Consider the following 15,678-nt stretch of genomic DNA (forward strand, 5'->3'; position numbering starts at 1 on the left):
CTTTAAAGACACTAACTTTTAAAGTTAGTGTCTTTTTTGTGCGCCAAACTTTTCCACACTTTTCCACTTCAGGTTTCATAAAGTTATCCAAGTATCTGTTGATAACTGTGGAAAACTATCTTAATAGCTTGATTTTCAGTGGTTGTGTTGTTGGAAAAACATCGTTGATAACATTTGGCTGTTTAAGTTCTTCACATTTTTTATCCATACGTTTCTTGCATTTTCCAAAATAAAATTGTAAATTTGTCCCCAACTAAAAATTATGAGTCTTTATGAAGCAGCAAGTTTATAATTTAAAGGAGTTTGCCGCCCAACACCATCTTGAAAGCATTTTTGGGGCTTATGCCGCACATATCTATATAGACGATTTATGCGAGAATGAATTGAAAGAGATGGCTCTAGAGCGCACTCTGTTTACCAAACTAGTATTGGTGACTAAGGGAAACATCAAAATGCAGGTTCTGCAGCAGGGAGCTGAAACCGATGTGCCAGAGAGAATGTTGATACCTAGCGAATTGCTGGTTATCTCGCCCAAGCATGTCATTGCCTTTTCTGACATGTCGGCAGATTTCGAGGCGGAAGCTATCCTGGTGGATGAGGAAATCTCTGCCGATGTGGTGTATCAGTTGTCTGCCGACAAGCAGAAGGCAGCTCTCGATATCTTCCACATGATTCGCGACATCGTACGCCATCAGCATATCTATAAGGTGGAGATGATACAGTCGATGGTGAATGTATTGAAGCTCCTGGTATCAGAGCTTCCCTACGAGAATGTATCCGTTACTCGCGATTTGCGGCATAAGAAAGAGGTATATGAGATATTTCTCCATCTCCTGTATCGCCATTTCCGCACCGAGCGGCAGATTCGATTCTATGCCGATAAGCTGAACGTATCTTCTCCTTATCTTTCGAGAATGATCAAGGAGATTTCAGGAACCACGGTGAATGACCACATCACATCCTTATTGTATAAGGAGATATGTAATCTTCTGAAACAATCGGATATGACGATGAGAGAGATAGCGGATTATCTGCATTTTAGCGACCAGAGTGCCATGAGCAATTTCTTTAAGCTCCGCTCGGGAATGTCGCCGCTGGCTTATCGCAACCAGGAATGATTTTTTGAAATGATATAAAAAGAACCTGTAAGCTATATTCCAAATTGGGAATACGCTTACAGGTTTCTTGTAATTTCAGCTAATAAGCTGACTGGTTATGGAAAAATTTATTTCAGCGTAAACTTGTGCGACTGCAGCATCTCCTTAGGGTCGAGTGCCTTGTCGAGTTCTTCCTTGCTCATGATTCCTTGCTCGATGACAATGTCATAAACAGAGCGTCCTGTAGCATGAGCTTCCTTAGCCACCTTGGAACTCTTCTTATATCCGATGATGGGATTAAGTGCGGTTACGATACCGATACTGTTCTTTACCATCTCGTAGCAACGCTCCTTGTTCACGGTGATGCCGAGAATACACTCTGATGTCAGAGTCTCGATGGCATTCTTCATCCATGTCAAGCTCTCGAAGAGACTCTCTGTGATGATAGGCTCCATTACGTTCAACTCCAACTGTCCTGCCTCTGCTGCGAAGCTTACTGTGGCATCGTTACCGATTACCTTGAAGCAAACCTGGTTGGTTACCTCTGGGATCACAGGGTTCACCTTGCCTGGCATGATAGAAGAACCTGGTGCCTTAGGAGGAAGGTTGATTTCGTTCAAGCCGCAACGAGGACCTGATGCCATCAGACGGAGGTCGTTACAGATCTTAGACAACTTGATAGCCAGACGCTTCAGAGCTGAAGAGTAGCTTACGTAAGCACCGGTATCTGGGGTTGCCTCTACCAGGTCGGTAGCTGTCTCGAAGTTCTCACCTGTCAGCTTGCTGAGGTTAGCAGCGCAGAGCTTGGCGAAGCCAGGAACGGCATTCAAGCCGGTACCGATGGCTGTACCACCCATGTTGATTTCGTGCAGGAGCTTCACGTTGCGCTCCAGGTTGAGGATTTCCTCTTCCAGGTTGTTGGCGTATGCGTTGAATTCCTGTCCGAAAGACATAGGAACAGCATCCTGCAACTGGGTGCGACCCATCTTGATAACGTCGGCATACTCATCTGCCTTATAGCGAAATGCGCTGATCAAACCTGTCAGGGCACCTATCAGATGGGTGTTCATACGGATGAGAGCCAGGCGGATAGAAGTAGGATATACATCGTTGGTACTCTGACCGCAGTTGCAATGGTCGTTAGGAGAACAGTACTGATAGTCAGCCTTTTCGTGGCCCATGATTTCGAGTGCACGGTTGGCGATTACCTCGTTGGCGTTCATGTTGACAGATGTACCTGCACCACCCTGTACCATGTCGATAGGGAAGTTCTCATGCCATTTGCCTTCGATGATTTCGCGGCAAGCCTGAGAGATGGCACCTGAAATCTCGTCGTTGATAACGCCGAGGGTATGATTGGTCTCAATAGCAGCCAGCTTCACGTATGCGATAGCGATGATGAAGTCTGGATAGCTGCACATCGTCTTGCGAGAGATGTGGTAATTGTTGATACCGCGCTGTGTCTGTACACCATAAAGTGCTTCAGCTGGAACCTTGAGTTCACCTAAAAGGTCTGACTCTACTCTAAATTTTTTCTCTTCAGCCATAATATTTTCAGTTTTTGTTGTTTATACTATTTATTGTCGATTGCTTATTTTTCTCGTTATATATCTTTATATATCTTTCTGGGTGCAAAATTAATGCATTTTTTGATAATCTTCTTTAAAAATCTTTGCTTGATATTTGTAAAAAACGAACCAAATGATAGAAAACCAAAAAAAAGTTGTAAATTTGCACCGAAAAGTCGTTCTTTAAGGCTTTCTCTAAGTGAACAATCTTTTAATATAACAAGCGTATAAGCGATATGAAACGTTATTTGCACCTTATTATATATATGGCATTTCTCGTGTTGCTAGGCAGCTGTAGCAAGCAACCCAAGAAGTTTGTCATTGGTGTTTCTCAATGCTCAGAGGATGTCTGGCGTGATAAGCTCAATGATGAGTTGAAGACGAGTGAGTATCTCAATGATTCCATCATAGTGAAACTTGCTTCGTCGAATGATGATAATGTATTGCAGAACAAGCAGGTTAACCAGTTTATAGACGAGGGGGTCGATCTGCTCATCATCTCTCCTAATCAGTTGAGCGCCATCTCAAAGGCTGTGGATCGTGCTCACGACAAAGGTATTCCTGTGATACTTTATGATCGCAAGACCAATTCTGACAAATATACGGCATTTATCGGTTGTGATAACTATACCATAGGCAATTCGATGGGTAAGTTTGTTGCCCAGCAGTTGCAGAGGCATGGACGTGTTGTCGAAATAGGTGGCTTGGAAGGTTCATCGCCTGCCATGGAGCGTCATCGTGGCTTTATGGATGCCATCAAATCTTATCCTGGTATTCAGATGGTTGCTTCTGAGAGTGGAAACTGGAAGGAAGAAGGTGGTATAAGGGCAATGAAAAGAATCTTGAAGAAGACGCAAGATTTTGATTATGTCTTTGCCCACAACGACCGGCTGGCATGGGGTGCCTATGTGGCAGTTCAGCAGATGGGTGTGAAGCGCAACTATAAATATACCGGCGTGGATGGAATGGCTACCGAGGGTGGTGGCCTGGAACTGGTGCGTGACGGCATCTTCGAGGCTTCCTATCTCTATCCTACCAAGGGCGATGAGGTGATAGCCCTGGCAATGAAGATTCTGAAGCGTCAACCTTATAAGCGCGATAACTATATGAGTACCTCTATCATTACCAAGGCAAATGCTGAACTCACCTTGATGGAGGCTAGGGATGCAGAGCGACAAGCCCGCAATCTGAAAACCTTGCATAAACAGGTTGATCGATATCTGGCTGATTATAACTCTCAGAAAATCATGCTGGTAGGATTGTGCCTGTTCCTCTTGGTATGTCTGGTTGCCTCTACCATGGTTTTCCGTGGCTATGTGATAAAGGCGAAACTCAACGAGGAACTGGCTAAAACCAATGATGAACTGAAGCGGGTGAATGGGGAGCTGGAAGTAAAGAACGAAGAATTGAAGCGTCTGAATGAGGAGGTTATGGAACTGACCCATTCTCGCCTGGTATTCTTTACGAATATCAGTCATGAACTTCGAACTCCGTTAACGTTGATTGCCGACCCTGTGGAGATGCTACTGGAAGATAGCGGCATCAAAGGCAAAAGTCGGGAACTGCTCAAGATGGTGCAGCGTAATGCCATCGCCCTGCAGCAGCTGGTGAGTAGCATCCTCGATTTCCGCAAGATTCAGAACGGAAAGATGGACTTGAAGCTTTATCGCTTCGACATCGTGAAAACCTTGACGGTATGGGTGGGTGATTTCCAGCTTACTGCCGAACGCAAGCAAATCAAACTCCATCTGGATATAGCGGCTTTCAAGGGCAGTCATGAAGTGGTAGCCGATAAGGAGAAGATAGCCCGAGTAATCTTCAATCTTTTGAGCAATGCCTTGAAATATACTCCTGCTGGTGGCGACATCTTTGTTTCCCTGAAAGATGAAGGTGAGAAACTCCGACTGGATGTGAGAGATACCGGCAAGGGAATCGAGAAGGAAGAGACTGATAAGATCTTCGAGCGCTTCTTCCAGGCTAAGGGGGCTGCCAGCGGTACCGGCATCGGCTTGGCTTTGGTCAAGTCGTTTGTGGAATTGCATCATGGTGAAGTCTGGGTTGAGAGTGAATTGGGAAAGGGGTCTGACTTTATAGTGGAAATCCCACGTGAACAGGTGGATAAATCACTGGTTATCCACATGGAAGATGAGGATGTGGATAACTCTGTAAGTAATTCTAATTCAGATAATAAGAATGTTGTAAACGAGTCTGTACTGCAATATATCGATGATGGCGTGAGGAAATGTGGAAAAGTACAGCAGTTGGTTAGCGAGAATACCAATAAGCCAACCATTCTGGTCATTGATGACAACAATGATATCCGTCAGTATGAGCATACGCTTTTGCAGGATGATTATATAGTAATGGAGGCTGTGGATGGCAAGGAAGGATTGGAGATAGCCAAGAAGGAAGTTCCGGATTTGGTCATCTGCGATGTGATGATGCCGGTGATGGATGGCTTGGAGTTCACCGAACAGTTGAAAACCCATACGGCTACTTCGCATATTCCAGTCATTATGCTCACGGCAAAGAATCTGGAGGAGCATCGTGCAGAAGGTTATGAACATGGAGCCGACTCCTATATTACCAAGCCATTCCATAGCAAGGTGCTCCTGGCTCGTATCGAGAACCTCCTGAAACAGCGCAAGCTTCTGAAGCGTCTTTTCCAGGGTTCCAAGGAGGCTGAGCTGGAAATAGCAGAGTCGCATCTGGAAGATCGTGACAAGCAGTTCCTCAAGCAGCTGCATTCCATCATCCAGAAAAATCTCTCCGACAGCGAGTTTGGTGTAGAGGATATTGGTAAGCAGATTGGTTTGAGCCGCGTTCAGCTTTATCGCAAGGTGAAGGCGATGACGGGATCTTCGGTGGTAGATTTGCTCCGTAAGGCTCGTTTGGCTAAGGCAAAGCGACTGCTTGAAAGCCGCAGCATGAGTGTCTCTGAGGTTGCCTATGATGTAGGTTTCTCTGCTCCGTCTTATTTTACCAAGTGTTTTAAGGAAGAATACGGCATGCTGCCGGGTGAAATTGGGGCATAAATCGTGAAAATAAAGGGAAATATCGTTCATTTAGTGGGGAAATTGTTTCAATGTATCATTTTCGTCACTTTTTGAACGATAAGTGTACATCACTTTCACCAAAACTTCATACCTTTGCACCAGAGTTTAAAAGTTTATAATTGTTTCATGCGAAATAGTTGCATTTTCATAGGTTTATGTTTTTAAGGTTATAGGATTGAGTATTCAAGAGGTATGAAGTGAACTTGAAGGTAAGAAGTTTGTTTCAGGTAATGATTAGTTAGATTTGGGAAAAAGAAATTCAGGTTGTAGGTTTAGTTGTTTTAAAAAAAGAAATTTGTTTTTAGGTTTAGTTGTTTTAGGGAAAAAGAAAAGTTAGTTTTTGGGAAATCAGTAAGGGCAGCTGTTGGGTGAGTACCAGCAGCTGTTTTTCGTTTATGGGTATCTGCTTTTCATTTTTGGGCATCTTTGTTTTCATTTTATAGCTCTCTTTTCCCTTTGATAGTGCTTGTAGTTCCTAATAAAATCCGTTCATGCTATATCAATTATGTTGCAATGAACGGAATTTGTTATTATATGTAGAGATTTTTAAAGCTATTATACCTGTTTTTATATAACTTTGCAGCAGAAATAAAAAATAGGATTAACAAATTAGAAATTTTAAGTATGCACAACTTTTTAAATGGAAAGAGCGCAGCTATGATGCTTGCACTTTCATTGGTAAATGTTACAGCAGCTTTTGCACAGGATGATAATTCAAGTGCTAAGGAAGAGGGTAACCGTAATGTGATGCTCAATGCAGCCAGTGCGAATGGTCCTCGTGAGATTCAGATAGGTTTGCCTTCTGCCGATGTTAACGTATTGGAGAATGGCTTACCTGTAACTTACGCAACCAATCCTCATTCTGTCAATACCATCTGGCGTGGCGATGCAAGTTTGAGCCATCAGGGATTGCTCAAGATTGCGGAGACAGCTATCACTACAGGTAATATCGGTTATGCAGTGAACTCTTTTACCCAGAAGGGTCAGAAAGGTTTCAATGGTACGCTGAATTATAAGAGCAATCACTTCGGATTGCAGGAATTCTCTCTGAATATGAACGGTGACTTGGGAAGCGACTGGTATTACAGCTTTAACATGTATCAGGATTTCGACCCAGGAACTTTCAAAATCAAGTCAACTCCTTATCAGGACCGTACTCAGATTTACAAGGCGCTCCTCACCAAGAAGTATAACGGCAACCGTGGTGAATTTACCGCTATGTATAAGTATGCCAACAGTCATAATGTCTATAACTATGCCACCCAGAGTGCGCCATTCATTTATGTGGGTGATGGAAGCGTGAAGGAGTATGGCAACTTCAAGCTCGGAACCACCTCTTATCTTCCTATTGATAACGAGATGACTTATCGCGATATGCGTACTGGTGAGTTGAAGCAGACTTCTCTCTATGATGCCTGTCTGAACAAGACAAGCGAGGTAACCCTGATGAACAACTACCGTTTTGACAACGGTTTGAACTGGAAGGCTACCTTGAAGTACGATCACTCACGTGGTGCGATGGTTTACCAGTCACCAATGTCTATCATCGATTTGAAGAACGAGGCTAACAAGGGCGTATATAATTATATGTATCGCGACATCGACGGACAGACTAAGGCTTACGATGGTCAGTATGTTCAGACCCGTATGTCCTGTCTCAATGCCGGTAAGATTGATGAGGCTCTTTTCACCACCGAGCTCAGCAAGAAATTCAGTACTTCCACCTTCCGTCTTGGCGTGAATGAGTGGTTTTACCATATCGATTATTGCTCAAATACAACCATGTATGACCAGAGTGTTCCTGCAGATGGCAATTATGCCTTGCGAGTTTGGGATGCCAACCAGCGCAATGGCTATTTCTACGATTTCAACAAGAACGCCTCTGAGTATTATAAGGGAAGCGAAAACAAGCTGGCTCTCTACTTCACTCACGATTGGGATGTCACCAATAAGTTGAACCTCTACTATGGTGCCCGTCTGGAGTGGCAGAAGCTGAAGGGTGAAAACGCAGCAGTGAAGAATGCAAAGGGTGAATTCGTAGGCCGTTTCGCCGATTACTATCTCGGTGCTACGGCAGCAGATGGAACCAAGATTGCTCCGGCAGATTTGAGTTACAACTGGTTGAACTACGATTTCTCTGTAGCAGCAACTTATAAGTTGACCGATAGCTTCGGCTTCACTGGCGATTTCACTTACATCGTTCAGCATCCTAAGTTCGAGGCTTTTGCCCCAGCTACATTGCCAAATACGGATAAGATTTCTGTGCCACTCGGTCGTGCAGGTATCTACTACAATAACTCATGGTTGAGTTTGACATCGTTGTTCTCTTACATCTCAAAGACCAACAACAACTCAACTCTGAACTTGCAGCATGGCAGTGAAATCAAGGCAGCTCCTATGGCTTACGATATTCAGACATGGGGTTGGACAACCGATGCTGTGGCTCATCCTTTCAAGGGATTCGATTTCCACTTCCTCTTCACTTATCAGAAGCCAACTTACAAGAAATATGAGACATCGGTTACCTTCAGTGATGGTACCCCTGGCAACATTAATGCCACTGGCAATATCGTTGCCGAGATTCCTGAGATTCTCATCGAGTTGGATCCAAGTTACATGATTACCAAGGACATCAAGCTCTGGACCAGCTTCCGTTATTTCAGTAAGACTTATGCCAACATCAATGAGGCATATTACTTCAACGGTCACTGGGAGACCTTTGGTGGTTTGAACTGGCAGGCAACCAAGCGCCTGTCTCTCGGTTGCACGGTGGTCAACTTCCTCAACCAGACTGGTGCCAAGGGTAGTATCGCAGGTGCCGAGCTGATTACCAAGGATGAGGCCAAGGGAATCAAGAACCAGATAATGACGGGTAGCTATCTCCGTCCATTCACGGTTGAATTCACAGCTTCGCTTAAATTCTAAGCGTTTTAATTCCAATACATATAATCGACAGCTCCTATATATAATAAGGTATAGGGCTGTCGATAATAACGAAAACAATACTACATATCAATAGATATAAACAATAACAATTAACAATAGTTTTACAATGAAAACAAACAATATGATGAAGGCTGCCTGCCTCATGTTGATGGCATCAGCTACCACTTCTGCTTTTGCACAGAAGATGAATATCGAACACAAGGGTGATACAACAATCGTCAAGGTAGAGAATCCTACCAAATACCTTCTTCTCCCTATTCAGGAAGAGAAGGATGAGGCTCAGGTTATCTTGAGCACCGGTGATAAGGAAGATACCTGGATGGATGTGCGTCTGGCACAGAATGGTGTAGATTACTTCGTGCCATTCTCTTTGGAGAAGAATGCTGCAGGTAAGTCGGTCAAGGGTAATGTGGCTATTGTCAAGATTCTCGGTTTGAAGAAAGATGCCTTGGCTGTGAATCTCATGAAGCTCAGCGATACATTCGATACTACCAACACCGATTACTATCGCCCATCTTATCACTTCACTCCGCTCTATGGTTGGATGAACGACCCTAACGGAATGGTGTATAAGGATGGTGAGTATCATCTCTATTTCCAGTATAACCCATACGGAAGCAAGTGGGGCAATATGCACTGGGGACATGCCGTAAGCAAGGACCTCGTTCATTGGGAACACCTCGATCCAGCCATCGCCCGCGACCCTGTAGGTCATATCTTCTCTGGTAGCTCGGTTGTGGATAAGAAGAATACGGCAGGTTTCGGCAAGAATGCCATCATCGCCATCTATACCAACAACAGTAGTGTAAACCATGATGAGGTGCAGTGCATCGCTTATAGCAATGACAATGGTCGCACCTTTACCAAGTACGAGGGCAACCCAGTGTTAACTCCATTCGATGGCTTGAAGGACTTCCGTGACCCTAAGGTGTTCTGGTATGAGAAGGGAAAATGCTGGTATATGATTGTTTCTGCTGATAAAGAGACCCGCTTCTACAAGTCAAAGAATCTCAAGAAATGGACTTACGTGAGTGCCTTTGGTAAGGGCTTGGGTCAGCAGCCATGTCAGTATGAGTGCCCAGACTTCTTCCAGTTGCCTGTAAATGGTGATAAGAAGAAGATGAAGTGGGTGATGACCATGAATATCAATCCAGGCTGTTGGTTTGGTGGTAGTGCTACCGAGTATTTCGTAGGTGATTTCGATGGCAAGAAGTTTACCTGTCCTGATGCCAACGAAGTAAAGTGGCTCGATTGGGGTAAGGATCACTATGCTACCGTTACCTTCTCTAACACCGGCGACCGAGTTCTGGGTATCACCTGGATGAGCAACTGGCAGTATGCCAACCTTACTCCGTTCAAGCAGAACCGTGGTGCCAATGGTTTGCCAAGAGAGTTGAAACTCTACGAGAAGAATGGCAAGTATTATGTTTCTGAAAATGTAGCTCCTGAAGTATATGCTTTGAGAAAGGAAACCAAGGATTTGGCTGATGCTTCTGTTGCCGATGCCAAGGATTTGAAGGGTGTTGCAGCCAATATGGAAGGTGCATTTGAGATTGAGGCTGATGTTACTCCAGATGCCAACGGCATTGCCGGTATTGAGATTTCAAACAACAAGCGTGAGCGCACCCTGATTTACTTCGATATGAAGCAGGGCAAGGTGGTAATGGATAGAACAGAGAGCGGTTTGACCGATTTCGGCAAGCAGGCAGTTCCTCACGATATCGAGTTGGCATGGGATAAGCAGCGTGCAGCAGAAGGCAAGGAGCCTGCCCGCATTGCCAACTCCATCAACTACAAGAACGATTTCGCTCTGGCTACCTGGGCTCCGTTGAGTCTTTGCGAGGATGGCAAGAAGACTTATCATGTTGATATCTTCGTAGATAAGTCATCTGTTGAGCTCTTCGTAGATGGCGGTCGCATCGCCATGACCAACCTCGTCTTCCCTGTAGCTCCATACGAGAATGTGAAGCTCTACACCCAGGATGGCAAGGCTGAATTCAAGAATCTGAAGGTTCACAAACTTGGTTTGTAATCACGTAGATATTATATGGTCGAATTGTAGGTTTTAATGTTAATAGTAATGAGTCGCAACCTGAAAATATTATGGGTTGCGACTTTTTTTTTGATAAAAAATGATGGTTGTTTCAAAAAGAATTAGTATTTTTGCGCTCATAATAAATACAACTATTGATGGAAAGACTTTATAAAAACTTAACTATACTATTTTGTATGATTCTTCTTCTAGGTTCTTGCACCGAGAAGAAGGTGGTGATAGGTGTGTCGCAATGTTGTGGCGGACTTTGGCGCGAGAAGGTGAATAATGAGATGCGATTGGCGCAGTATCAATATAAGAATGTGGATTTGCTGTTTACTACTGCAGAGAATGACGGGCAACGCCAGGCTCGCCAGATAGACAGTATGATAGCCAGGAAGGTAGATTTAATCGTGGTGGCTCCTGATAACGTGAATGAAGTAACACCTGCCATCGAGCGTGCCTATCGTGCCCATATCCCGGTTATTCTCTTCGACAGAAAGGTAACGACACCCCATTATACAGCTTCCATCGGTGGCGATAATGTAGAAGCGGGTAGGGAAGTAGCCCGCTTTCTTGCCAGGAAACTGGACGGAAAAGGTACCGTCGTTGAGATTACGGGCTTGAAAGATGCTTCTCCTGTCATTGAGCGCCATCGTGGTTTCCATGAGGTGATGAAGAATTATCCGGGAATCAAGGTGGTTACTCTGGACAGTAACTGGAAGATGGAGCGTGCCCAGGAGTTGTTTAAGCAATATCTGGATAAAGGCGGACATGCGGATGGCGTGTTCGGACATAGCGACCTGGGAGCCATAGGTGCCTTTCTGGAAGCAGAGAGACGAGGCATTGATAAGCAGATGCTGATAGTGGGCATTGATGGATTGCCTGGAGAATGGGAAGGAGTGGATAGAGTGAAGAGAGGACAGTTTGCTGCTTCTTATGTCTATCCCACCCAGGGCGAAAAGATTATGGAATTGGCGATGAATATCCTTCAGGGTAAACCCTATAAGAAGGATAATGTGATGAAATCATTCCTTGCTACCCCTGAAAACTGCGATGCCATCGCCCTACAATATGAGGATCTGGAAGCCAAGATGAAGAATCTGGATCAGATTTCTGACAGTCTTGATTCTTATTCAGAGGTATCCCGCATCCAGAAATGGATGCTTGTGGTCGCCTTTATTGTAGTGCTGATTCTGTTCTTTGTCATCTACTATATATATAAGGTATATAGAAAGAAGCTGCAGAAACAGAAAGCCGTGGCTCGTGGATTCATAGAGAACAAGGAGGGCTGGGCTGCTGAACTGAATCACCTGGATGAGAGTGATCGTTATTTCATGGATCGTTTCAAGAAGAAGATTCTTGATAATATGGGCAATGCTGATATGAAAATGGATGATTTGGGAGCCGAGATGCAGTTGAGTAAAGTACAGCTCTATCGCAAGGTGAAGGCTATGACAGGAAAAACGCCTGCCGAGCTCCTGAAAGAGATGCGCCTGCAGAGAGCCTATACGCTCCTGATGCAGACTGATAAGACTGTAGCTGAAGTCTCGGCAGAAGTAGGCTTTGCGTTACCGGGCTATTTCTCTTCATGCTTTAGGAAGCAGTTTGGTGTTCTTCCTACCGATTTCAGAAATAAACAGTTATCTAAAAGAAAATAGTTTTCTAACTCCTTTAAAATAAGTATTTTAAAATCTTAGCAAAAAATAAGAAAATCGTTTCATGTAACATAATTATTGTTGCAGGAACGATTTTTTTTATTCTCATATCCAATCTTTGCCTAATTTTGCAGCAGTAATCAAACAATAACAATTTTTGAAACTTAAAATGTTAAATATAGTATGAACAATCTTTCAAAATTACTAATGAGCTCTGCGCTCTGTGCTGTTTGCACCGTAGCTAGTGCACAACAGGTAAATGTAAATGGCATCGTAAAGGATGCTGCCGGTGAGACAGTCATTGGAGCGTCTGTTATGGTGAAAGGCACAAAGACTGGTACTGTTACCGACTTTGATGGTAACTTTCATGTAGAATGTGCTCCTGGTTCCACACTTGTTATATCTTATATTGGATATAAGACGCAAGAAGTAAAGGCTTCAGATAATATGGAGGTTACACTTCAGGAAGATGCCAACGACTTGCAGGAAGTAGTTGTAACAGGTTATACCACTCAGAAGAAGGCAGACTTGACCGGTTCCGTGGCTGTGGTTTCAACCAAGAACCTGAAGACAACTTCAGAGACTGACCCGATGCGTGCTTTGCAGGGTCGTGTTCCTGGTATGACTGTTACTACCGATGGTTCTCCTATTGGTTCAGGAACCGTGCGTATTCGTGGTATCGGTTCTTTCAACTCTTCTCAGGACCCTCTTTATATCATAGATGGTGTGCCTACCACTATGGCATTGAATACCCTCAATACAAATGATATTGAGAGTATGCAGGTTTTGAAGGATGCCGCTTCGGCTTCTATCTATGGTTCACGTGCATCGAATGGTGTCATCATCATCACCACCAAGAAAGGTAAGAAGGGAAGCAAGGTTGCTGTTGACTTCTCTGCCAACCTCACTGCACAGTTCTATTCCAACCAGTCGAAGATGAAGCTGATGAACTCCAGCCAGTATGCTACTGCGATGGCTCAGGCAGCCCTGAACGATGGACTCGATCCTGTGGCTTATGCTGCCAACTACGGCATCGACTTGAATGCGGCCTCTGGAACTCCAATCACCGTTTGGAATCCTGCTACCAACCAGTATCAGAACTATACTATCAATGGTCGATATGATGGCTACATCAATAAAAAGAAGACCATGCGATTCTCAGATACCGACTGGCTCGATGAAATCTCTCGCACAGGTTTCTCGCAGAACTACGACCTCTCTGTATCTCATGCCAATGACAAGCATAGCGCTATGTTCTCCTTGGGATACAAGAACAATGAGGGAGTCTTGAAATATACCGACTTCGAGAATATCTCAGCTCGTTTGAACACCTCTTGGAATTTAAACAAGATCGTAACCGTAGGTGAGAATTTGACTTTGACTTATACCTCTCAGGTAGATTGCCATCCGATGGAGAATGCCTTGAAGATGCCTTCCATCGTTCCGGTTTACGAAGAAGATGGCAAGACCTTCGCAGGTCCTGTGGGTAGTATGGCCGACCGTCAGAACCCTTGTCGTGAGCAGTATCAGAACCGCAACAACCACCTCGACTACTGGCGCATCTTCGGTAATGCTTTCGTAGAATTGAAGCCTGTCAAGGGATTGACCCTGCGTTCTAACTTCGGTTTGGATTTCAAGACATCGTTTATCAATTCGATGACGAATACTTATCATTCCGATATTGTCAACAATGACATCGCCAAGACAACGCTCTCGAATAACAATGAGACTAACTGGACATGGTCTAACACAGCCCAGTACGTTACCCAGATTGGCAAGCACAACATCGATGTACTCGGTGGTATGGAATTTTCCAAGCAGTCGGTTGTCGATTTCTCTGCCTATTCAGAAGGCTATGCGCTGGAAGATAAAGATTATATGTGGCCAAATGCTGCCACGGGAACGATGCGTAACTCGGGTGCAAAGGTAGGATATCGCCTGGCTTCTTTCTTCGGAAAGGTGAACTACAACTGGGATGATCTCCTCCTGGCTTCCTTTACTATCCGTCATGATGGTTCTTCACGTTTCGGTAAGGCTCATCGCTGGGGTACTTTCCCTGCTGCATCACTTGGCTTCAGATTCTCTAATCTCCTGAAGAAGGATTGGTTGGATGATGCCAAGTTGCGACTCTCTTGGGGTCAGACAGGTAACCAGGCTATCGACAACAATGCACAGTTTGGTCTTTATGTAGTGGATTACGGACTAGACCGTGTAACCTCTACTGCATACGATCTCTTCCTGCAAGGTTCAGGTACCTTCCCTTCTGGCTATCGTGCCACACAGTTGGCTAACCCTAACTTGAAATGGGAGGCTGCTACCCAGTATAACGTAGGTTTGGATTACACCCTGTTTGGCAACACCCTCTATGGTACAGTGGATGCCTATATTAAGAATGTGAAGGATATGTTGATTAATCCTGCTTATCTGGGTGCAACTGGTGAAGGTGGAAATTCATGGCAGAATGGTCCTTCGCTCCGCAACTGGGGTATGGAGTTCACCGTGGGCTATCGCAAGACTTTGGCTAATGGACTTGGCATCGACGTGAACGGCAATCTGGATTTTTTCCGCAACAAGGTTACTTATTTGCCAGCAACAACAACAGGTGCTTACGCTCACACATCTACGGAAAACCTGGTGCAGAGTGGCAAGTCATATGGTTCTATCGTAGGTTATGTAGCCGATGGAATTTTCCAGAATCAGGAAGAAGTAGATAAGTCTGGACAGCCAAATGCACGTGTCGGTGGATTGAAATACAAGGACTTAGATGGTAAAAATGGTATTACTTCAGATGACCAGACTTGGATTTTCGACCCTGTGCCAGCCTTCTCCTATGGTTTGAATATTGCTCTCAACTACAAGGGCTTTGATTTCAGTATGTTCTGGCAGGGTGTCTATGACCAGGATGTGTATAACAACCAAAAGTTCCAGACTGACTTCTGGGCTATTACTGATGGTGGTTCTAACAAGGGAACCCGTTTGCTCGATGCTTGGAATACCAACAACACTGGTTCTTCCATCCCACGCTTGAGCACCATGAATACAGCCGATGAGGGTCGTGCTTCCTCTTACTTCGTTGAGAATGGATCTTACTTGAAGTTGCGCACCTTGCAGGTGGGTTACACTATCCCAAGCAGCATCCTCTCTAAGTTGAAGATGACCAGTGCCCGTGTCTATCTCTCAGGTCAGAATCTTTTGACCATCAAGAGCAACAGCCTGACCTGTTCAGACCCAGAGAATCCAAACTGGAACTATCCACTTTCAACATCCGTATCATTCGGACTTCAGGTAGGTTTCTAAAATGTTTCATATTTTAAAGAGAAT

Annotated in this window: 7 protein-coding genes; 6 read left to right on the forward strand and 1 reads right to left on the reverse strand. The window is 44.5% G+C overall.

Annotated elements, in window-relative coordinates; translation table 11 throughout:
- The first annotated feature begins 272 nt into the window (after window positions 1–272).
- Window positions 273–1,118: a helix-turn-helix domain-containing protein gene (locus KUA49_RS16685; protein ID WP_218412720.1), complete on the forward strand. Its 846-nt coding sequence runs from the start codon at window positions 273–275 to the stop codon at window positions 1,116–1,118.
- Window positions 1,119–1,225: 107 nt separating this feature from the next.
- On the opposite strand, the gene KUA49_RS16690 is transcribed toward KUA49_RS16685, so the two are convergent.
- The gene (locus KUA49_RS16690; RefSeq protein WP_218412721.1) at window positions 1,226–2,644 is read right to left on the reverse strand and encodes an aspartate ammonia-lyase; all 1,419 of its coding nucleotides are present in this window, start codon (window positions 2,642–2,644) and stop codon (window positions 1,226–1,228) included.
- 257 nt (window positions 2,645–2,901) lie between these two features.
- Here KUA49_RS16690 and KUA49_RS16695 point away from each other — a divergent pair, with 257 nt between their 5' ends.
- From KUA49_RS16695 to KUA49_RS16715, 5 genes are all read left to right on the forward strand, one after another.
- Complete coding sequence (locus tag KUA49_RS16695) at window positions 2,902–5,700, forward strand: substrate-binding domain-containing protein (protein WP_218412722.1); 2,799 nt, start codon at window positions 2,902–2,904, stop codon at window positions 5,698–5,700.
- Between the two features lie 645 nt (window positions 5,701–6,345).
- Window positions 6,346–8,646 (forward strand): TonB-dependent receptor, encoded by a 2,301-nt coding sequence (locus KUA49_RS16700; protein WP_218412723.1) that lies wholly within the window; start codon window positions 6,346–6,348, stop codon window positions 8,644–8,646.
- A gap of 127 nt (window positions 8,647–8,773) precedes the next feature.
- Window positions 8,774–10,699 (forward strand): GH32 C-terminal domain-containing protein, encoded by a 1,926-nt coding sequence (locus tag KUA49_RS16705; RefSeq protein WP_218412724.1) that lies wholly within the window; start codon window positions 8,774–8,776, stop codon window positions 10,697–10,699.
- Window positions 10,700–10,896: 197 nt separating this feature from the next.
- Entirely contained in the window at window positions 10,897–12,360 is a 1,464-nt protein-coding gene (locus tag KUA49_RS16710; RefSeq protein ID WP_218412725.1) for a substrate-binding domain-containing protein, read from the forward strand.
- A 180-nt stretch (window positions 12,361–12,540) separates the two neighbouring features.
- The gene (locus tag KUA49_RS16715; RefSeq protein ID WP_218412726.1) at window positions 12,541–15,654 is read left to right on the forward strand and encodes a SusC/RagA family TonB-linked outer membrane protein; all 3,114 of its coding nucleotides are present in this window, start codon (window positions 12,541–12,543) and stop codon (window positions 15,652–15,654) included.
- Window positions 15,655–15,678 lie beyond the last annotated feature (24 nt).

The sequence above is a fragment of the Segatella copri genome (assembly GCF_019249655.2).
Lineage (GTDB): Bacteria > Bacteroidota > Bacteroidia > Bacteroidales > Bacteroidaceae > Prevotella.

Bases quoted from the DNA above. Each gene is read 5' to 3' on its own strand.
- KUA49_RS16685 (WP_218412720.1), top strand. From the start codon at position 273: ATGAAGCAGCAAGTTTATAATTTAAAGGAGTTTGCCGCCCAACACCAT.
- KUA49_RS16690 (WP_218412721.1), bottom strand. From the start codon at position 2,644: ATGGCTGAAGAGAAAAAATTTAGAGTAGAGTCAGACCTTTTAGGTGAA.
- KUA49_RS16695 (WP_218412722.1), top strand. From the start codon at position 2,902: ATGAAACGTTATTTGCACCTTATTATATATATGGCATTTCTCGTGTTG.
- KUA49_RS16700 (WP_218412723.1), top strand. From the start codon at position 6,346: ATGCACAACTTTTTAAATGGAAAGAGCGCAGCTATGATGCTTGCACTT.
- KUA49_RS16705 (WP_218412724.1), top strand. From the start codon at position 8,774: ATGAAAACAAACAATATGATGAAGGCTGCCTGCCTCATGTTGATGGCA.
- KUA49_RS16710 (WP_218412725.1), top strand. From the start codon at position 10,897: ATGATTCTTCTTCTAGGTTCTTGCACCGAGAAGAAGGTGGTGATAGGT.
- KUA49_RS16715 (WP_218412726.1), top strand. From the start codon at position 12,541: ATGAACAATCTTTCAAAATTACTAATGAGCTCTGCGCTCTGTGCTGTT.